The 18,930-nt window shown below is 68.6% G+C and carries 13 protein-coding genes; 4 read left to right on the top strand and 9 right to left on the bottom strand.

Annotated elements, in window-relative coordinates; translation table 11 throughout:
* Positions 1–134: 134 nt before the first annotated feature.
* The 5 genes from ACM14_RS05975 to argH form a co-directional block, all read right to left on the bottom strand.
* On the bottom strand, positions 135–431 hold the full coding sequence (locus ACM14_RS05975; protein WP_084027320.1) for a hypothetical protein: 297 nt from the start codon (positions 429–431) through the stop codon (positions 135–137).
* Positions 432–470: 39 nt separating this feature from the next.
* A complete protein-coding gene (locus tag ACM14_RS05970; RefSeq protein ID WP_013800955.1) occupies positions 471–998 on the bottom strand; it encodes a DUF2867 domain-containing protein in 528 nt (175 codons plus the stop codon).
* A gap of 89 nt (positions 999–1,087) precedes the next feature.
* The gene (locus ACM14_RS05965; RefSeq protein WP_065345623.1) at positions 1,088–7,150 is read right to left on the bottom strand and encodes an alpha-2-macroglobulin; all 6,063 of its coding nucleotides are present in this window, start codon (positions 7,148–7,150) and stop codon (positions 1,088–1,090) included.
* Positions 7,151–7,582: 432 nt separating this feature from the next.
* Positions 7,583–8,581: a Bug family tripartite tricarboxylate transporter substrate binding protein gene (locus ACM14_RS05960; RefSeq protein ID WP_065345622.1), complete on the bottom strand. Its 999-nt coding sequence runs from the start codon at positions 8,579–8,581 to the stop codon at positions 7,583–7,585.
* Positions 8,582–8,606: 25 nt separating this feature from the next.
* Entirely contained in the window at positions 8,607–10,088 is a 1,482-nt protein-coding gene (gene argH, locus ACM14_RS05955; RefSeq protein WP_012207114.1) for an argininosuccinate lyase, read from the bottom strand.
* Positions 10,089–10,237: 149 nt separating this feature from the next.
* On the opposite strand from argH, the gene ACM14_RS05950 reads away from it, so the two are divergent.
* Together ACM14_RS05950 and ACM14_RS05945 are read left to right on the top strand one after the other, a co-directional pair.
* The gene (locus ACM14_RS05950; RefSeq protein WP_065345621.1) at positions 10,238–11,392 is read left to right on the top strand and encodes a sensor histidine kinase; all 1,155 of its coding nucleotides are present in this window, start codon (positions 10,238–10,240) and stop codon (positions 11,390–11,392) included.
* Positions 11,373–12,134 carry a LytTR family DNA-binding domain-containing protein gene (locus tag ACM14_RS05945; protein WP_012207116.1) on the top strand — a complete coding sequence of 254 codons (762 nt, stop codon included), beginning with the start codon at positions 11,373–11,375 and terminating at the stop codon, positions 12,132–12,134. Before ACM14_RS05950 ends, ACM14_RS05945 begins: the two co-directional genes overlap by 20 nt.
* Before the next feature lie 172 nt (positions 12,135–12,306).
* Here the strand turns inward: ACM14_RS05945 and ACM14_RS05940 are convergent, their stop codons facing one another.
* Positions 12,307–13,794 (bottom strand): aminotransferase class V-fold PLP-dependent enzyme, encoded by a 1,488-nt coding sequence (locus ACM14_RS05940; protein ID WP_065345620.1) that lies wholly within the window; start codon positions 13,792–13,794, stop codon positions 12,307–12,309.
* A 27-nt stretch (positions 13,795–13,821) separates the two neighbouring features.
* Positions 13,822–14,292 carry a Rid family detoxifying hydrolase gene (locus ACM14_RS05935; RefSeq protein WP_012207118.1) on the bottom strand — a complete coding sequence of 157 codons (471 nt, stop codon included), beginning with the start codon at positions 14,290–14,292 and terminating at the stop codon, positions 13,822–13,824.
* Between the two features lie 647 nt (positions 14,293–14,939).
* Between ACM14_RS05935 and ACM14_RS05930 the strand changes: the two genes are divergently transcribed.
* Positions 14,940–16,352: a cache domain-containing protein gene (locus ACM14_RS05930; protein WP_065345619.1), complete on the top strand. Its 1,413-nt coding sequence runs from the start codon at positions 14,940–14,942 to the stop codon at positions 16,350–16,352.
* Entirely contained in the window at positions 16,349–17,011 is a 663-nt protein-coding gene (locus tag ACM14_RS05925; RefSeq protein WP_065345618.1) for a response regulator transcription factor, read from the top strand. The genes ACM14_RS05930 and ACM14_RS05925 overlap by 4 nt, the downstream gene beginning before the upstream one ends.
* Before the next feature lie 16 nt (positions 17,012–17,027).
* Here ACM14_RS05925 and ACM14_RS05920 read toward each other — a convergent pair whose 3' ends face one another.
* Both ACM14_RS05920 and ACM14_RS05915 read right to left on the bottom strand, forming a co-directional pair.
* Entirely contained in the window at positions 17,028–17,861 is an 834-nt protein-coding gene (locus ACM14_RS05920; protein ID WP_065345617.1) for a ZIP family metal transporter, read from the bottom strand.
* Positions 17,862–18,033: 172 nt separating this feature from the next.
* Entirely contained in the window at positions 18,034–18,930 is an 897-nt protein-coding gene (locus tag ACM14_RS05915) for a dienelactone hydrolase family protein (protein WP_012207122.1), read from the bottom strand.

The following is an 18,930-nucleotide window of genomic DNA, read 5'->3' as shown; positions in this document are numbered from 1 at the left end:
GGCGGCCCTGCCCTTGTGGGGCGGGCCGCGTTCCCTGCTCGGGGGATGTCCGCCGGGCAAAGGCCGCAAGTATGCAAGGGCGGCGTGGATGCAGGCGTCGGACGCCAACGCCAAAGGCTTCCGATTTGCTGACTTCAGGGCCGACGCCCCAGCACGCTGCTCCAGCGCGCCAGCGCAGCCAGTACGGCGGGCCAGAACACGGTATTGGCAATGTCGTGCAGGCTGGCGCCCCAGCGCCAATACCCCAGGCTCGCGATATCGTCGCGCATGTCCAGCAGCTCGCCCGTCATGGCCACCGCCAGGGCCGCCAGGAGGGGCGTCCAGCTGCCCAGGGGTCTGCGCAGCACGGCGCAGGCGGCCAGCGCCACCGTCAGGCCCACGTAGATATGCAAGGCGTCCTTGGACAGCCCCGAGGCACCCACGACGGCCATTTTGATGGCCTGGACAGCCGACGGCTCCATCCGCAGCTTTCAGCCAGCCAGCTTGGCCACCACGGCCGGGGCGATGACGCGGTGGGCCGGCGCCACGCCCAGCATGTAGATGCGGCCCAGCGCATTGTGCACATGGACCACGGTGGACATGGCGGCGGTGAAGGTGCCGGACGGCGCGCCCTCGGGGCTGGGCAGCCGCATGAGGGAGACCTGCACGTCCAGGTGCCGGTCGCTGTCGCCCAGGACCACTTCGCTGTCGCTCAGGGCATGGACACGGAAGATGCCGGCGCGGTCGCCCACGCGGTAGCTCGATGGCTGGCGCTGCGCATCGACGCCGCTGAGCGTGCCCAGGTCCTTGATGCCGAAGGGCGCCACCACGCGGTTGCGCAGGCGCATCAGAAAGTCGATCCAGCCCGGCGTGCGGCCCACGCAGCGCAGGTACAGCGCCATGGGGCTGCTGCCGTCGTCCGGCAATTGCAGCTGGTAGCTGTCGTGGAAATAGGCGGTCTTGAGGCGGTCCTGCAGGGCGCTGCCTGCGGGAACCGGTGAGAGGATGACTTGTGCCATGGAGCGGAGGGTGATGAAAAAAGGGGGCGGTCCTGCAGCCATCATAGGCCGCAGGGCCGCCCCCTTGTCAGGGCGCCATCAACGCTGCATCAGCGCTTGTCGCTCACCTTGATGCGGGCGTTGGGAACCTCGCCGAACATCTCGGGCGCATACAGCGCCTCCACCCGCGTGGGCGGCAGCGCGAAGTCGCCGGCGTTGTTCAGCCGCACGGTGTACTCCACGCGCGTATTGCCCTTGGGCAGGTACTGGTAGTAGGCGCGGTAGGCCTCGAAGCTGCGCTCTTCATAAGCCAGCCAGCCCGCGCCTTCCGCGCGCTCGCCGCCCGAGGCGATCTCCGAGTCGCGCCCCAGACCGCCGCCCAGGATGGTGGCGCCCGTGGGCACGGGGTCGGTGATGGCCACCCAGGTCATGTCGGTGCGGGCCTGCACCTCCAGCGTGACGCGCAGCACGTCGCCGCGCGAGTACTGTCCTGCGGGCAGGCTCTTGTCGGCCTGCTCCACGGGCTTGACCGTGCGCGTGACGGTGTAGCCGGCGCTGAACGGCGCCTTCAGCTGCACGGCCGCCACCGACTGCAGCGTGAGCCAGGGCTTGCCGGTGCCCTGCTGGGTCACCGTCAGCTGGCCCTTGCGGGCATCACCCACCGCGCTCCAGGGCAGGAACATGGTGTTGTTGCGCAGGCCGCCGACCACCGTGGTCGCGCCGAAGCTGGACGCCTGGTGCGCCGCGCCCTCGGTGTCGCTGGCGCGCATGCGCGTGACCTGGCTCCACTCCACGCGGGCCTGGGACGCGCCCAAAGCCGCCTGGGTGGCGCCCGTCACGGGCGTGGCCTCGAACTGCTGCGAGAAGCGCTGCAGTGCCAGCGCGCCCCACAGGTTGGCCGTGGTCGTGCCCCAGGCGCCGTTGCTCTGGCGCGAGATGAAGCCGTTGGCCAGGCGCGGCAGCTCTTCCTTCCACGTCGGGTCGTCCATGTTGACCAGCATCAGGCGGGCCAGGTTGACCTCGGGACCCTGCATCAGCCACCACCACTGGTCGTCCTGCTCATTGCTGAAGGCCACGCGCGTGCCCTGGTAGCTCAGGCGGGCGCGCAGGATCTGCTGGGCCTGGGCCAGCTGCTGTTCGCGCTGGGGCAGCTCGCGCATGTGCTTGAGCAGGGCCACCCAGTCGATGACGGCATGCGTGGGCCAGTCGTTGGGCGCGATGGTGATGCTGTCGAGCATGCGCGGATTGGCGCGGCCCGTCAGCGCCAGCGCCTGGATGGCGGCCAGCTTGCGCATGTCCAGATCCTTGCGCGGGCTCCAGAAGCTGCGCTGGATGCGGCCTTCGACGAAGGCGATCAGGCCGTTTTCCATGCGCTCGCGCTCGGCCGCCGGCAGCACGAAGCGCTTGTCCACGCCCTGTGCCAAGGCCGAGAGGTTGAGCAGGTGGGCCGTCAGCGTATCGCTGCCGCGGGCCGCACGGCCCGAACCGTCGCCCGCCAGCGGGAAGTAGCTGGCCAGGCCGTCGCTGTCCAGGTAGCTGGGCAGTTGGCCCATGGTGGACTGCCACAGCGTGGCGTCGCTCATGCCCACGGCCTTGCTGGTGACCTGCTCCAGGCAGCTGTAGGGATAGCGCGCCCACCAGTCGCGCACGCCGGGCAGGCCTTCGGCCAGCTTGGGCGCCAGCGACATGCGCAGGCCGCCGCGGCCGGACAGCGCATCGGCCGGCAGCTGCACGGGCAGGTTGATGCTGCCATCGACCTGCATCAGCGTGCCCTGCTGCACCGTCAGCGGCACGGCCGGGATGATGCGCTGGCTGACCTTCAGCCTGTCGCTGGCCGGCTTGTCGCCGCCTGCGGTGTCGCGGGCCTCGATCTCCCAGATGAGCGCCTCGGCGCGGGTCTGGCCCAGCTGGGCCGGGGCCGTGACGTTCCAGGCCACCTCGCGCGCCTCGCCCGCGGGAATCTCCACGGTCTGCGCTGCCAGCTCCAGCAGCGTGGCACGCGGCGTGACCTGCACCTTCATGGCCTTGGCCGAGGTGTTGCGCAGCGTGACCATGGCACGGAACTGGTCCTCCTCGCGCACCAGCGGCGGCAGGCCGCTGATGATCTGCAGGTCCTGGGCCGTGCGGATGGGCGCCTGGCCCGTGCCGAACATCGACACGCCATGGTCGGCCACCGCCACCACCTGGAAGGTGGTCAGCGAGTCGTTGAGCGGCACGCTGACCTGGGCCTTGCCCTGGGCATCGAGCACCACGCTCGGATTCCACAGCAGCAGCGTCTCGAACAGCTCGCGCGTCTGGCTGCGGCCACCGCCGCCGCCAGCGGCCACGGCCTTGCGGCCATAGTGGCGCCTGCCGATCACCTCCATCTGCGCGGTCGAGGTCTGCACGCCCCACTCGCGGCGGCGCAGCATCGCGTCGGCCAGCTGCCAGCTGGTGTTGGGCATGAGCTCCAGCAGGGCCTGGTCCACGACCGCCAGCGCCACCTCGGCGCCAGCGGCGGGCTTGCCGTCGGGCAGCGTGGCGCTGATGGTGACCTTGGCGGTGCCGCGCACCTGGTAGCTGGCCTGGTCGGCCGTGACCTTGACGTCGATGCGGTGGGCCTTGGTGCCCACGCGGATCTCGGCCATGCCCAGGCGGTAGGCGGGCTTGGACAGATCGACCAGGGCCGTGGGCGCGATGTATTCCTTGCCCTCGTGCCAGAAGGCGTTCCACCACTCGCGCGGCGCCTTGAAGCCCCAGGTGAAGAAGCTGTACCAGGGCACCTCGCGCAGCCGCCCGCGCAGGGCCAGCACGCTCACGTAGACGTTGGGGCTCCAGTCGGGCTGGACCTTCAGCTCCACGGTGGGGTTCTGGCCATTGAGCTGCATGACCTGGGTGCTGACGATGCCTTCGCGTTCCACGGCGACCAGGGCCGTCGCATAGCGGAAGGGCATGCGCACCTGAAAGCGCGCGGTCTCGCCGGGCTCGTAGCTGCGCTTTTCGGGCAGCACGTCCATGCGGTCATGGTCCTCGCCGCCGAACCACAGTTCGCCCTGGCGCGTGACCCAGACGCTGGAGGCGGCCTGGGCGGGCCGGCCGTCCTTGTCGGAGGCGGTGACGATCAGCTCCACCTCGCCGGGCTGCGAAAGCTGGGCCTCGCACTGCACCATGCCCTGGGCATCGCTGTTGCCCGTGCACACCGTGCCCATGGACTTGAGCGTGGTCTGGTTGTCATAGCTGTAAAAGCCCCCCACCAGGCGCTTGCGGCTGCTGGTGGTGACGCGGGAGATGGCCTCCACCTTGACCGGCACGCCGGCCTGGGGCTTGCCGTCCACGCCCAGGGCCAGCGCCTGGAACTGGAGCTTGCGGCCCGTGGTGATCCAGCTTTCGGCGCGCACGCCGGCCACGATGGCCGCGGGCCACAGCATCTGCGTGCTGCGCAGGGTCTGCACCTCGCCGTTGGGATCGGCATAGGTGGCCTCGATCAGCAGCTCGCGCGGCTCGCGCAGCTTGGGCAGGTTCTCGATCTTGAGCTTGCCCAGTCCTTCACGGTCCAGCGTCACGGGCAGCTTGTCGGCCACCACCTTGCTGTCCTGGGAGGCTGTGGCCTCCTCGTCATCGCTCTGGCCCGTGTCCTGGGCGCTGCGCGGTGCCGAGAAGCTGAAGCCCTGCCAGTCGCTGCGGTCCATCCAGGTGGAGCGCACCAGGGCGGACACGCGCACCGGCAGGTTGGCGGCCGGGCCGCCGGAGACGTAGTTCACCTGCACCTGCACCGGCAGGCTGGAGACGCCGACCAGGGCCTGCTTGCCTTCGGGACCCACACGGCCTTCGAGCACGGGCAGGCGGAATTCCTCGACACGGAAGCTGCCCGTGCCGAAGCGGTTGTTGCGCCCGCGCGAGCCGTTGCCATCGCCGCGCAGCTCCACGGAATACGAGCCGAGCTTGGCGCCCTTGGGCACGGAGAAGCTGTTTTCCGCACTCAGGCCGCCCGTGCCCGTGGAACGCCACTGCAGCGGCTGCGTGTACTGCTGGCCGCTGCCTTCATGGGTGATGACCAGTTGCGTGGGCCGCTGCTCGGGCAGCGCAAAGCCGCCCTGCCCCTGGCCGATGCCGGTCTGGGTGCGCATCAGGTGCTTCATGGACACGGTCTCGCCGGCGCGCAGCAGCGTGCGGTCGAAGATGGTGTGGGCCACCTCGTCGCGCTGGGCGCTGCGGCTGGTGGGCACGTTGAAGCGCCAGGACTCGATGCCGCGCTGCCAGTCGCTCCAGGTGAAGGCCAGCTCCTGCTGGCCGTCCTTGCCCTGGGCGCGTGCGCTGACGAAGTAGGCAGGCGAGCGGTAGCCGACACCGCCCGTGCACTGGGGCGGCTCGGGCGACAGGCCGTCCAGGCGCGCCACGCCGCTGGCGTCGGTGGTGGCCGAGGTCAGCACCTTGCCATTGCAGTCGGAGACCTGGATCTTGGCATTGGCCACGGCCTGGCCCTTGTCCAGCGTGGTCACCCAGGCGGCCGCGTTCTCGCGGCCGAGCTTGAAGTGCACGGACAGATTGGTCACCAGGGCGGAGGTGCGCACATACATGCTGCGCGCCGAGCCGTAGCGCTCATCGAGCAGCGACTGGCCCAGCAGCGGCGAGGCGATCTCGACCACGTGAAAGCCCGGCGTGAGCGGAATGCCCACCACCTCGAAGGGGCGCGGATCGCCCTTGACGGGCTTGGGCAGCTCCAGCGTCTTGACGTCGCCCTGGCCGGCCAGCAGCGACAGCATGCGCGTTTGCACATAGTCGCGGTTTTCGTTGTCGATCACGGGCGGCAGCGGGCCCTTGATGTCGCGCGAGGCGCGCTTGCGGTCCATGTCGGAGGACTCGTAGTCGGCCACACGGCGCATCCAGGCGATGATCTCGGCATCGCTGCCGGGCTGCTTGGTGCTCACGCGGCTGGCATCCAGGGACTTGGTGGCCAGCTCGGACTCCACATTGCGCAGCGTCACGGGCAGCAGGGCCGGGCCGTCCGGGCCTTCGGCATAGCGCTCGACGATGCCGAAGGGCGAGGCCGCGAACTTGGCCAGTGGCGGCAGCGCGCCCGTGGCCACCTGCAGCGGGAACATGTCGGCATTGCTCAGGCTGCGGCCTGCCGCGTCCTTGAACTGCGGAGGCAGCTCCACCGTATAGCGCGCCTGGGCCTGCATGGTGGCCGGGAAGCTCAGGTTCTGCACCAGCGAATCCTCGCTGAGCTTTTCGCCGTATTCGCCGTCGATCACGGGCGCCACCTTGGAGGCGCCGCTACTCAGGCGAATGCCCTCGGCCAGCTTGCGCGGCACGGGGGCATTGAAGCTCAGGCGCATGGGGCGGATCGGCAGGCAGGCGGCCTGGGCGTTCTCGCGCTCGCAGCTGAACTCGGCCGCGAAGGGCTCGCGCACGCGGTACTCGAAGCGCTTGTCCTGGCGGCTGGCCACGCCATTGGGCGTGGCGATGCCGGCGCCAAAAACCAGCTTCATGGTCGTGCCCGCCGTCAGCCGGCGGTTGCAGGCCAGCGTGGCGTACTGCAGAGGGTTCTTGGCGGCGGCCTTGTCCCAGCCGCGGTGCTTGAGCAGCTCGTCGCGCTCCTTGCCGTCGATCAGGCGCACGGGTATGCGCTCGCCCACGCCTTCGGCCGTGCACCACATGTGCTGCTGCAGGCTTTGCACGGTGGCCGGGCCCGACAGGCGCAGCGCGAAGTACTGCTCCTCGTCGATCTGTTCATAGGTGTCTGGCGCCATGTCCAGCACGGCCGGGCCGCCGGTCTGGAACTGGTAGCTGGCAGCGCCCGTCACGGCCGTGCCCGCAGGCGACTTGTAGCCGGCCACCAGCTGGGCCGTGCAGCGCACGCCGGGCGGCAGGGCCTGCTTGAAGTCGAACACCCATTCGCGGTCGCTGTTCCAGCGGCCCGTGCCCTGGGTGGCCGCCGCATCGCTGCAGCTGAGCGTGACCGGCGCGGCCGCCTTGGGGTCGCCAAAGCGCACGGCCGTGCCATCGAATTGCACCACCACCTGCTCGACCTTGGCCACCTCTCCCTGCGGGCTGAATTGGCGCACGCCCACGGCCTGCGCCGTCAGCGCCGCCGATCCCAGCAGCAGCCCCAACCCCCACCGGCTCCAGGGCCGGCTGTGCGCCGGAGCCCCCTGCAACCCACTGATCGCTTTCGTGCGAAGCACCCCCATGGCAATCCCTTCTGTCGGGCTCAGATGGCCCGCTGTTTTCTTGGAATGAGCAGGCTTTCAGCACTGCGACGCGAGCTGTCCGCATGACACGCTGCAAATGAAAAACCCTGCGCTGCAGGCAGGGCTCGGCGGCAAGGGCTGGAACAAGGCGCAGGCCTGTCGCCCGCATGCACCGAATGCAGGGCCGCATCCGCTGCGGCTGAAAACCACTGCGCGGGATGATACCGGCCCGCATCCGCTGCAGGCCCTGCTGCGGGTGCCCGGAACCGGGTCTGCGGTGTATCCGTCTGTAAGACATCGGCGCATGAAGGCGTCATATATGTCCGATCACAAGGATTCGCGCCACCCACTGCGCTGGCAGCTCCGGCGATGGCCGTACCAAAACACAGCGCTTGGCGGCCGCGGAGGCTGTCGCCCCGCAGTCCGCATGTCTTACTGCGGCTGGAAGTCGCTGGTCTGGATGATGCGTTTCCAGACCTGGGTATAGGCCTGCTCGCGCTCGGCCAACTGGGCGGGCGGCATGTGGCCCACGGTCAGGCCCAGGGCGGTGAGCTGCTCGTGCACATCGGGCTGCTTGAGCACGGCGGCCACGGCGGCGGAGAAGCGGTCGATGAAGGCCTGGGGCGTGCCGCGCGGCGCGTAGATGCCGTAGTAGGGCGTGTCCTCGAAGCCCTTGACGCCCTGCTCGGCCAGCGTGGGCACTTCGGGCATGGTGGCCTGGCGGCGCGTGCCCAGCACGCCGATCACGCGCAGCTTGCCGGCCTTGTGGTTTTCCATGAAGTCCTGCACCGAGGCGATGCCGGCCGGAATCTGGTTGCCCAGCATGTCGGCCAGCATGGGCGCGCTGCCCCGGTAGGGCGCGGCCACCAGGTCCAGCCTGTAGTGCTCGCCCAGCAGCCTGACCAGGAATTCCGGCGTGGACGCGGGCGCGGGAATGCCGATGCTGCCGCGCTTTGCGCCCTGGCGCACCCACTCCACATACTCGGCAAGGTTGCGCGCCGGCGTGTTGGCGGAGACCGCCAGCGCGTTCACGAAGGTGGCAAAGCCGGCCACGGGAACGAAGTCATGGCCAGGGTCGAAACCCGGCTTCTTCACCACCTGGGGCAGGATGGAGATGGTGTGGTCGTGCGTGAGGAACAGCGTGTGGCCATCGGCCGCAGCCGCCTTGAGCTGCTGCGCCGCGATCTGCCCGCCCGCGCCGGGGCGGTTGTCCACCAGCACCGTGGTGCCCAGCACGTCCTTGAGCCGGTCGGCCAGCAGGCGTGCGATGGCATCCGTGCCGCCGCCCGGCGGAAAGCCCACCAGGATGCGGATGGCCTGCCCGGGCTGTGCCCAGGCCAGCGGAGCCAGGGCCGACGAGGCGGCAACGGCAGTCACTGCGCCAGCGGCGCGCAGCGCCCCGGTCAGCAGTTGGCGGCGGGAGGATGTCATGGCGCGGCTCCGGCGAACGGGGGGATCAGCCCAGGCGTGCGTTCAGGCGTGCATTCAAGCGCGCCTGGTGGCCTGCGAGCTGCTTGCGCACCTGGGCCGGCGCCGTGCCGCCCAGGGTGTTGCGCGCATTGAGCGAGCCTTCCAGGCTGAGCGCCTCGAAGACGTCGGCCTCGATGCCGGGATTGAAGGCCTGCAGTTCGGCCAGCGGCAGCTCGGTCAGGTCCACGCCCTTTTGCGAGGCCAGCTTGACGGCATGGGCCACGGTCTCGTGCGCGTCGCGGAAGGGCAGGCCCTTCTTGACCAGGTAGTCGGCCAGGTCGGTGGCCGTGGCATAGCCCTTGAGTGCGGCGGCGCGCATGGCTTCGGCGTTGACGGTGATGCCGCCCTTCTTGCCGCCCGTGGCCGGGTCGGCCTGGCCGCCGATCATCTCGGCGAAGATGCGCAGCGTGTCCTTCAGGGTGTCCACGGTGTCGAACAGCGGCTCCTTGTCTTCCTGGTTGTCCTTGTTGTAGGCCAGGGGCTGGCCCTTCATCAGGGTGATCAGGCCCATCAGGTGGCCGACCACGCGGCCGGTCTTGCCGCGTGCCAGTTCGGGCACGTCGGGGTTCTTCTTCTGCGGCATGATCGACGAGCCCGTGGTGAAGCGGTCGGCGATGCGGATGAAGCCGAAGTTCTGGCTCATCCAGATGATCAGCTCTTCGGACAGGCGGCTCACGTGCACCATGCACAGGCTGGCGGCCGAGGTGAATTCGATGGCGAAGTCGCGGTCGCTGACGCCGTCCAGCGAGTTCTGGCAGACGCCTTCCATGCCCAGGGTGCGGGCCACGCGCTCGCGGTCCAGCGGGTAGGTGGTGCCGGCCAGGGCCGCGCTGCCCAGCGGCAGCACGTTGACGCGGCGGCGCAGGTCCAGCATGCGCTCGGCGTCGCGCTTGAACATTTCCACATAGGCCAGCAGGTGGTGGGCAAAGCTCACGGGCTGGGCCACCTGCAGGTGGGTGAAGCCGGGCAGGATCACGTCCACGTTCTTCTCGGCCACTTCGACCAGGGACAGCTGCAGCTCGCCGAGCAGGCCTTCGATGAGGTCGATCTCGCCGCGCAGCCACAGACGCACGTCGGTGGCCACCTGGTCATTGCGGCTGCGGCCCGTGTGCAGGCGCTTGCCGGCGTCGCCGACCAGCTGGGTCAGGCGGGCCTCGATGTTCAGGTGCACGTCTTCCAGGTCGAGCTTCCACTCGAACTGGCCGGACTCGATTTCCTGCGTGATCTGAGCCATGCCCTTGCGGATGGACTCGTGGTCGGCGGCGGCGATGATGCCCTGGGCCGCCAGCATCTCGGCATGCGCCAGGCTGCCCGTGATGTCGGCCTGCCACAGGCGCTTGTCGAAGAACACGCTGGAGGTATAGCGCTTGACCAGATCGCTCATCGGCTCTTCAAAGAGAGCGGACCAGGCCTGGGCCTTGGTGTCGAGCTGGTTGTGCGAGGCGGACGTTGGTTGATTGGCAGACATGTGAGGACGCGATCTTCGATTAGGCGGTGCAGGCGGCGGGCGGCACGCCCCCGCGCGGGCAGGAAGCGAAGATTCTATCGACCTGGGCGGCGCCACGCCCGTGCAGGGGCCTGCATGGGCGGTGTGACCGCTGTGCAGGCCCGCCCGGCATGACCATAATCCGGGCATGCGGCGCGAACCCCACCCGCCGAAACACTACCTGCCGCCCCTTGCCGACCCAGCCGACCCCCACCACCGCCCCGCCGCCCCTGCCTGCGGCGCTGGTCTTCGACGCCTGCAACGTCGGCGTGGTACTGCGCGCCGTGCTCTTCGTGCAGGCCGTGGCGGCCACGGCTGCGATGTTCGGCGCCGACTCGCTGCTGCAGTGGCTGGAGAACATGGCCCTGCTGACCGGCGCCAGCCTGCCCGGCACCCTGGTCTGGCTGGTGGCGGCCTGCCTGCTCAAGCATCCGCTGCAGCGCCTGCCGTCCACCGGGCAGTACGCGGCCGGCGTGCTGCTGGGCATGGCGGCCGGGCTGTATGCCTGCGCCATGCTGCAACTGGCCGGCGGCACCAGCGCTCCCTGGCTGGCCAGCGCCATGTCCGGCGGACTGCTGGCGGCCCTGCTGGTGGCCGCCCTGGTGCTGCGCGCACGCGGCCACACCCCCGCCGACACGCAGGCGCGGCTGGCCGAGCTGCAGTCGCGCATACGTCCGCATTTCCTGTTCAACACGCTCAACAGCGCCATCGCCCTGGTGCGCGCCGAGCCCGCCAAGGCCGAGGCCCTGCTGGAAGACCTCAGCGACCTGTTCCGCTACGCATTGGCCGAGCCGCACAGCACGACCACGCTGGCCGAGGAGATCGAGCTGGCCCAGCGCTACCTGGCCATCGAGCAGGTGCGCTTTGGCGAACGGCTGCAGGTGCGCTGGCAACTGGACCCTGCCGCCCACGGCGCCCTGCTGCCGCCGCTGCTGCTGCAGCCGCTGGTGGAAAACGCCATACGCCATGGCGTGGAGCCCAGCGCACGCGGCGGCAAGCTGCAGGTGCGCACCGAGCGCCGTGGCGATCTGGTGGAGGTGCGCATCACCAACACCCTGCCCACCGAGATCGATTCCGCCAGCGCAGCTGGCACGCGCGGCAACGGCATTGCGCTGGCCAATGTGCGCGCCCGGCTGTCGCTGCTGCACGACCTGCAGGCCCACCTCACGGCGCGCACGCTCAAGGGCCATTTCGTGGTACGCATCAGCCTGCCGCTGGCTGCGCCTGCCAGCCACCCCACGAAGGCCGTATCGAAGAAGAAGGACCATGCACATCCTGATCGTTGACGACGAAGCCCTGGCCCGCGCGCGACTGCGCACCCTGCTGGCCGATGTGGAAGCCTGCACGGGCACCGGCCCGCACCAGGTCAGTGAAGCGGCAGACGCGCGCCAGGCCATGGCCGTGCTGCAGGCGCCGGGCCCCCGCGCCGTGGAACTGGCGCTGCTGGACATCCACATGCCGGGCCAGGACGGCCTGGCCCTGGCGCACGCACTGCGCCGCCTGCCGCTGCCGCCTGCCGTGGTCTTCGTCACCGCCCATGCCGGCCATGCGGTCGAGGCCTTCGACCTGGACGCCGCCGACTACCTGACCAAGCCCGTGCGCCGCGAGCGCCTGCAGCAGGCCCTGGCCAAGGCCGCACGCACGGCGGTGCACCAGACGGCCGAGCGCGACAGCGGCCCCGTGCTGCTGATACAGGACCGGGGCACCACCGTGCGCCTGCCCCTGTCCGAAGTGCTCTACCTCAAGGCCGAACAGAAATACGTGACCGTGCGCACCGTGGGCCGCAGCTACATCCTCGACGGCGCCCTGGCCGACCTGGAAACCCGCCACGCCGACCACCTGCTGCGCGTGCACCGCAACGCCCTCGTGGCCCGCAGCGCCCTGCGCGCCCTGGAACGCCACGACGACCCCACCGAAGGCGAAGGCTGGGCCCTGCGCCTGCACGGCATCCCCGAACTGCTCATGGTCTCGCGCCGCCAGCTCCCCCAGGTCCGCGCCGCCATCCGCGACGAAGGACAGCCCGGCTGACGATGAAAGGCTGAGGACAGCGCTCCGCGCCTAAAAGCGCGCCCCCAACACAAGCATGGCCCAACGCGAGGGACACCGAGCAAGGGCCTATGCCGGCCGCGCCGCCCCGCAGCGAGGGTGTCGTCCCCCTCCGCGAAGCGAGAAGGGGGAAGCCGCGAAGCGGCTCAGGGGGTCAAGCCATCTTTCTAGACAGATCCCACATCGCATCCACCAGCAAATCGACGTCCCGCGCGTCATGCCACAGGTGCGTGGAGACGCGCACGCCGTAGTGGTCTGCCGCCGCGCCGATCACGGGGAAGTTGGAGTTGCGGATCACGAAGCCCTGCGGATAGTCGCTGAGCATGCGCGCCACGAAGGTCGATGACTTGGTCCCGTTCATCACGTCGTCCTTGTTCTGGAACGGGTTGAAGCAGGTCAGCGCCGACAGCAGCTTGGGATCGTCCTTGGGCGAGTACAGCGAGTCCACGCCCCAGCGCTCGACGATCTTTTCCTTGAGGTAGGACGACAGCGTCAGGTCATAGGTCTCGATCTTCTTGCGGCCGATGCTGTCCCACTGCGTGCAGGCCTGGGCCAGCGCCATGAACATGGGCGTGTGCACGCTGCCGCAGGAGGTGACCGAGGCGGCGATGTCGTAGGTCTCCTTGGCCGTGGTCGTGCGCTCCAGCGCCGGGTAGGCGCTGGTGTGCACCGGGTACCACTTGGGCAGGGGCAGCGGGTTGGAGGCGCGCATCTTGTTGCGGATGATGAGGATGCCCGTCGAGCCCGGGCCGCACTGCCACTTGTGGCCCGCGCCGGACATGAAGTCCATGCCCAGCTCCGCATAGTTGTAGGCCATCATGCCCGGCAGGTGGGCGCCGTCCACGATGCTGATCAGGCCATGCGCCTTGACCACGCCCATCAGGTCGGCAATGGGCAGCATGGTGCCGGTCTTGTAGGTGGGCGAGGACCACATCATGGCGCGCACGCGCTTGCCCTGGGCCTTGAGCGCGCGGATGCGCTCGTCGAATAGGTTCACGTAGGTGGCCGCCGTCTGGTTGTTGCCCACGGGCAGCGCAATGCGCGAGACCTCGATGCCGTAGCGGTCCTGCGCGATCTTCAGCGGCGTGTCGCCGCCGCCGTGCTCGTGGTTGGTGGTGACCACCACGTCGCCACGCTGCCAGTCGATGCCCAGGATGGCATGGCACATGCCCGAGGAGGTATTGGCCGAGAAGGCCAGCTCGTCGGCATCCACGCCAAAGCCCGGCGCCACCTGCTTGCGCAGGTCCAGCAGGTTGCTGTAGCCATTGCCAGAGTCGGCGGCCTTCTTGCGGTTTTCGGTATCGAACACATCGAGCACCAGCTTGGGCATGGAGCCGGCCGTGCCGATGTTCATGTAGGTCTTCTCGGGCTTGAGGATGAACATGCTCTGCACGTCGGTCCAGAAGGCCTCGTCGCGCATGAGCTGCTCGCGCAGCGCGGCGGCCGAGGTCTGGGCGTTTCCGCTGCCGCAGGCGGCCAGCAGCGGGCCCAGCGTGGCGGCGCCGGTGCCGTAGCCCAGCATGCGCAGGAAGTCGCGGCGCTTGGAAGTCCAGCGCGCGGGATAGCCGGATTCGCCGGCGGCCGCAGTGGCGGTCAGGGATGTGGCCTGCTCGGCCGCGATCTGGGGGTGTCGTGCGTTCATGCGGTCCTCCTGTCGTTGCGCAAGCGGTCAGCGGCGGCCGACGATGGCCGAGATTTCGATCTTCACATCGCGCGGCAGGCGCGCCACCTCCACCGTGGCCCGAGCGGGGGCGCCGGTCTTGAAGTACTCGCCATAGACCTTGTTCATGGCGGCGAACTCGTTGAGGTCCTTCATGAAGACCGAGGTGGACAGCACATCCTCGTAGCCCAGTCCCTGGGACTTGAGCTTGGCGCCGATGTGGTCCAGCACGGCGCGCGTCTGCTCTTCGATGGTGGCGCCCTGGATGGCCGTGCCCTGTGCGTTCAGCGGCAGCACGCCCGAGAAGTAGATGGTGTTGCCATGCGCCACCATCTGCGAGTACGGGCCGATGGCCGGGTAGATCTGCGTGGTGGACAGCACCTCGCGCTTGTTGGGCGCAGCGCAACCCACCAGCGCCGCCGCCGTCACCGCCACCCCGCATGCCAGCGCCATGCGCCCCAGGTTCGTTCGAATATCCATGGTATTGCCCTTCTCAAACAAAAATACAAGCTGCCACTGCCGTGCCACGCATTACTGCATTGGCGTTATGGAAACACTTTGTCACCATTAACCCAGTCCTCAGAGGTGACCTGAATCATCGATACAAAATGATTCGAATTCGTGATTTCACGGAGAAATTCTAGGCAGGGATCTGGGGCATTCGATAATGAATTTTCCCCTACGCACCACTACGCACACGGACCCACGCAGTGCTACGCAGCCCTTCAACATTCTTTGAAAACAATGGTTTGGCACGGAATCTGCTCAACAGCAAGCAGCACATCAGGCATCAGAGGGACGGCGCACCACAATACGGCAAAACGATTATCCAAAACCCCAAAAAGGGGAGTACGCACCAAGAAAATGCATCTCGGATTTCCAGTATCCATGGGATATTGTTTCGCACCCAAAAACTATTTTCCATGGTGTTTCCCTTGGGATATTCAAACGCCTTTTCACGCGCGCGTGAATCTGTGTGGATATACGGGGCGCGCAGGCCATTGGAAAATACAGCGCCTGCCATTCAAAGGCCGTCGCCCTGGCGCTGGCGGCATGCGCGCAAGCCCTGTTGACAAGGCCCGGCCACTGGGCGGAAAAGATCGTCGGTGCACCCCACACAGGCTTCCATGCAACTTCCGCTGAAACTTGCACTTCTGTCGATTGCCGCCATCGCGCTCGCCCTGGGCCTGGTCGCGGCGACCGTGCAGCACCAGACCCTGGAGCTGGCCCACCAGGAACGGGAACTGGTCGAGACCGCCTACCTGCACAGCAAGGAGACGGAGCTGCGCCACTACGTCCAGCTGGCGACCACGGCGCTGACGCGCATCAAGTCCAGCGGCGAGGAGCAATCCGTGCAGCGGCGCCAGGCGCTGGATACGCTGTCGCGCATGCAGTTCGGCGAGGACGGCTACTTCTTTGTCTACGACGAACACGGCAACGTGCTGCTGGATGCGCGCCAGATGGGCCTGTCGGGCGTGGACCTGTGCGATCCCAACAGCCCCGGCGGCGCAGGACCCGCCAGGATCATCCTGGACGCCGCGCGCAGCGGCGGCGGCCTGGTGCGCTACCAGTGGCAAAAGCCGTCGTCGCTGCGCACCGAGGCCAAGCTCGCCTACGTGGCCACGGTGCCCGAATGGGGCTGGTCGCTGGGCACGGGCCTGTACCTGGACGATGTGGAGCAGGCGCTGCGCCAGATCGACGAAAGCGCCCAGGCCAACATCGCGGCCACGCGCTGGCGCATCTTCGGCATTGCGGCGCTGTGCATCGTGCTCATCGGCGTGGCGGGGCTGGTCTTCAATCTCAGCGATCACCGCGTGTCCAGCAACAAGCTGCAGCGGCTGGCCCAGCGCGTGGTGCATTCGCAGGAAGAGGAACGCACGCGCGTGGCGCGCGACCTGCATGACGGCGTGGTGCAGGTGCTGGTCTCCTCCAAGTTCCTGCTGGAGACGGCCCAGGCCCAGCTCAGGCGGCTGGCCGCGCAGGACCCGGCCACGGCCCAGCGCATGGTGGACCAGGGCCTGGAGCAGCTCAACCACGCGCTGGTGGAGATACGGCGTGTCTCCCACGGCCTGCGCCCCGCCCTGCTGGACGACCTGGGCCTGGCCCCGGCCCTGGCGCTGATGAGCCAGCAGATGCAGGCCGAGGACGGCCTGCGCATGCAGTTCGGCTGCCGCGGCGAGACGCGCTTTCTGCCGCCCAGCCATGCCACGGCCCTGTTCCGCGTGGCCCAGGAGGCCGTGACGAATGCGCAAAACCATGCCCAGGCCACGCGCATCGATGTCAGCCTGCACTTTCAGCGCCGCCGCGTGGTGCTGCAGGTCAGCGACGACGGCCAGGGCTTCGACATGCGCCGCGTGCAGCGCGACCGCCAGGGCGGCATCGGCCTGCGCAACATGCGCGAGCGCATCGAAGGCCTGGGCGGCCACCTGTCCATCAGTTCGGGGCGCCGGGGCACCCGGCTGGTCGCCGTGCTCTACCGCGATGGCGGCATGCCGCTGTCTCCCTCACCGGAATTCGAACTCCCACGGGCCGCTGCATGAACCCCATGATCCGCATCCTCCTGGTGGACGACCACCCTCTCGTGCGCGACGGCGTGTCCATGCGCCTGCAGGCCACGGACCATATCCGTGTGGTGGGCGAGGCCGCCAGCGTGGACCAGGCCCTGCCGCTGGCCCGCGAGCTGTCGCCCGACCTGGTGGTCACCGACATCCGCATGCCGGGCGCCAGCGGCATCGACCTGGCCGCGCTGTTCCGCGATCAGTTCCCGCTGGTGCGCGTGCTGGTGCTGTCCATGCACGAAGACCCCGAATACGTGCGCCGCGCCGTGGCGCTGGGCGCGCGCGGCTATGTGCTCAAGGACGCGCCTGCACAGCAGCTCATCGAGGCCATAGACCGGGTCTACGCCGGCGGCCTGTATTTCAGCCCCGGCCTGCAGCCCGTGGCCGAGGAAGACGGCGGCGCGTCCGGGCCCCGGCGCGCCCTCACGCCGCGCGAGGCCAGCGTGCTGCAGTGGATATCGGAGGGCCGCTCCAACAAGGAGATTGCGGCGCTGATGGGCACCTCGGTGCGTACCGTGGAAACCCACCGCCTGCACCTGCGCCGCAAGCTGCGCATCGACGGCCATGCGGCCTTCATCAAGTACGCGGTGGATTACGCCGACCTGCTGGGGACGGCGCCCCAGGAAGCCCGCGCAGGCTAGGACTCGCGCCTCAGCCTCAGTGCGCGTGCGCCGCGCGGCTGACCACGGTGACCAGCACGATGCCCAGCATCAGCCAGCCCACCTGGGCCACGGTCTCTCGCGCGCTCAGGCGCTTTTGCAGCTGGGGAATCAGGTCGGCCAGCGCCACGTAGATGAAGCTGCTGGAGGCCACGGCCAGGAAGTACGGCAGCAGTTCCTGCAGCTGTCCCACCAGGAAATAGCCGCCAATGCCACCCAGCGTGGTCACGGCCCCGGCCATGGACACCTTGATCAGCGCCACGCGCCGGTTGGAGCTGGACTGGCGCAGCACCACGATGTCGCCCATGTGGTGCGGCACTTCGTGGGCCAGCACCGACACCGCCGCGATCAGCCCCAGGCGCATGTCGGCCATGAAGGCGGAGGCGATCAGCACGCCATCGCCGAAGCAGTGCACGCTGTCGCCGGTCAGCACGGCCCAGCCGCCGTGGCGGTGGCCATGATGGTGATCATGGGAATGGTCATGGGCGTGGCCCTGGTGATCGTGATGTTGGTGATGATCGTGCTCATGGGCCGGCGGCGCGCCGTGCTCATGCCCGTGGTGCCACAGCTCGGCCTTGGACAGCAGGAAAAAGAACACCAGGCCCACCAGCAGCGTCACGAACAGGTCATGCGCCCCGGCCTCGCTCTCGAAGGCTTCGGGCAAGAGGTGCATGAAGGCCGTGGCCAGCAGCGCGCCCGCCGCCAGGCTCAACAGCCGCTGCGGCATCATGCCCGGCGAGCGATTGCCTCCCAGCCCCATCAACAACGCGGCCACCCAGACGCTGCCAATACCGGCGGCCAGGGTGGCCAGAATGATTGCTACCAATGTCATAGCGATTTGTGCTTCAACCGTATGCCCTTGCAGGCGAAACCCGCGAATTCTCGCAGAAAGACAGGCCCCATCGCAGCCGTGGCCTGCGATCCCATGAAGGAAGCAGGCCACGGTGTCGGGCGCCCTCGGTTTCAGCCTACAGAAGCTGTCAAGCCCCCCTGCGCAAAAAAGCTCAGGGCGCGACGCCGTTCTTGTTGAACCAGGCCAGCATTTTCTGCCAACCGTCGCGCGCAGCCTGCTCGCGGTAGCTGGGCCGGTAGTCGGCATGGAAGGCGTGCGGCGCCTCCGGGTAGATCACGAACTCCGAGGCCTTGGCCGCTGCCGAGCCCTGCTTGAGCGCCTCGCGCATGCGCTCCACGGACTCCAGCGGAATGCCCGTGTCCTGCCCGCCATACAGGCCCAGCACCGGCGCCTTGAGGCTGGAGACCAGCTCCAGCGGATGGCGTGGCTGCAGCGCGGTCTTGGCGCCTTCCAGCCGGCCGTACCAGGCCACTCCGGCCTTGACCGGGCCATGGGCCGCATACAGCCAGGTGATGCGCCCGCCCCAGCAAAAGCCCGTGATGGCCACGCGCGCCGTATCGCCGCCCTGCGTGCCGGCCCATTGCACGGCGCCGTCCAGGTCGGCCATGACCTGCTCGTCGGGCACCTTGGAGACCAGCTCGCTCATGAGCTTGGCGATGTCGGTATAGGTCTTGGGATCGCCCTGGCGCGCATACAGATCGGGGGCAATGGCCAGGTAGCCGGCACGCGCCAGGCGGCGGCAGGTGTCGGCAATGTATTCGTGCACGCCGAAGATCTCGGAGATCACCAGCACCACGGGCACATTCTTCTTGCCCGCGGGCGCGGCGCGGTAGGCGGGCACCTTGAAGCCGTTCACGGTGAAATGCACCTCGCCGGCCGTCAGGCCGTCGGCGGGCGTGGAGATGGCGGTCTGCGCCATGAGCGGCGTGGCCGCTGCGGCATAACCCAGGCCCAGGGCCGTCTGCAATGCCAGGCGCCGCGTGGGCCCCTCTTCGCTGCTGCGCCCCGGAACCAGGGCCTTCAGGTCTTGCTGCTGATCGTCACGCAT

The sequence above is a fragment of the Delftia sp. JD2 genome (genome assembly GCF_001682645.1).
GTDB lineage: Bacteria > Pseudomonadota > Gammaproteobacteria > Burkholderiales > Burkholderiaceae_C > Comamonas > Comamonas acidovorans.
Note: the sequence above shows the minus strand (reverse complement) of the source record. Positions and strands in the feature narration are given on the sequence as shown.

What these genes read in the sequence shown, in the direction of transcription:
- ACM14_RS05940 (WP_065345620.1), bottom strand. Translation starts at nt 13,794, where the DNA reads ATGAACGCACGACACCCCCAGATCGCGGCCGAGCAGGCCACATCCCTG.
- ACM14_RS05975 (WP_084027320.1), bottom strand. Translation starts at nt 431, where the DNA reads ATGGCCGTCGTGGGTGCCTCGGGGCTGTCCAAGGACGCCTTGCATATC.
- ACM14_RS05945 (WP_012207116.1), top strand. Translation starts at nt 11,373, where the DNA reads ATGCACATCCTGATCGTTGACGACGAAGCCCTGGCCCGCGCGCGACTG.
- ACM14_RS05920 (WP_065345617.1), bottom strand. Translation starts at nt 17,861, where the DNA reads ATGACATTGGTAGCAATCATTCTGGCCACCCTGGCCGCCGGTATTGGC.
- ACM14_RS05970 (WP_013800955.1), bottom strand. Translation starts at nt 998, where the DNA reads ATGGCACAAGTCATCCTCTCACCGGTTCCCGCAGGCAGCGCCCTGCAG.
- ACM14_RS05950 (WP_065345621.1), top strand. Translation starts at nt 10,238, where the DNA reads ATGACCATAATCCGGGCATGCGGCGCGAACCCCACCCGCCGAAACACT.
- ACM14_RS05930 (WP_065345619.1), top strand. Translation starts at nt 14,940, where the DNA reads ATGCAACTTCCGCTGAAACTTGCACTTCTGTCGATTGCCGCCATCGCG.
- argH (WP_012207114.1), bottom strand. Translation starts at nt 10,088, where the DNA reads ATGTCTGCCAATCAACCAACGTCCGCCTCGCACAACCAGCTCGACACC.
- ACM14_RS05925 (WP_065345618.1), top strand. Translation starts at nt 16,349, where the DNA reads ATGAACCCCATGATCCGCATCCTCCTGGTGGACGACCACCCTCTCGTG.
- ACM14_RS05960 (WP_065345622.1), bottom strand. Translation starts at nt 8,581, where the DNA reads ATGACATCCTCCCGCCGCCAACTGCTGACCGGGGCGCTGCGCGCCGCT.
- ACM14_RS05965 (WP_065345623.1), bottom strand. Translation starts at nt 7,150, where the DNA reads ATGGGGGTGCTTCGCACGAAAGCGATCAGTGGGTTGCAGGGGGCTCCG.
- ACM14_RS05935 (WP_012207118.1), bottom strand. Translation starts at nt 14,292, where the DNA reads ATGGATATTCGAACGAACCTGGGGCGCATGGCGCTGGCATGCGGGGTG.
- ACM14_RS05915 (WP_012207122.1), bottom strand. Translation starts at nt 18,930, where the DNA reads ATGCGTGACGATCAGCAGCAAGACCTGAAGGCCCTGGTTCCGGGGCGC.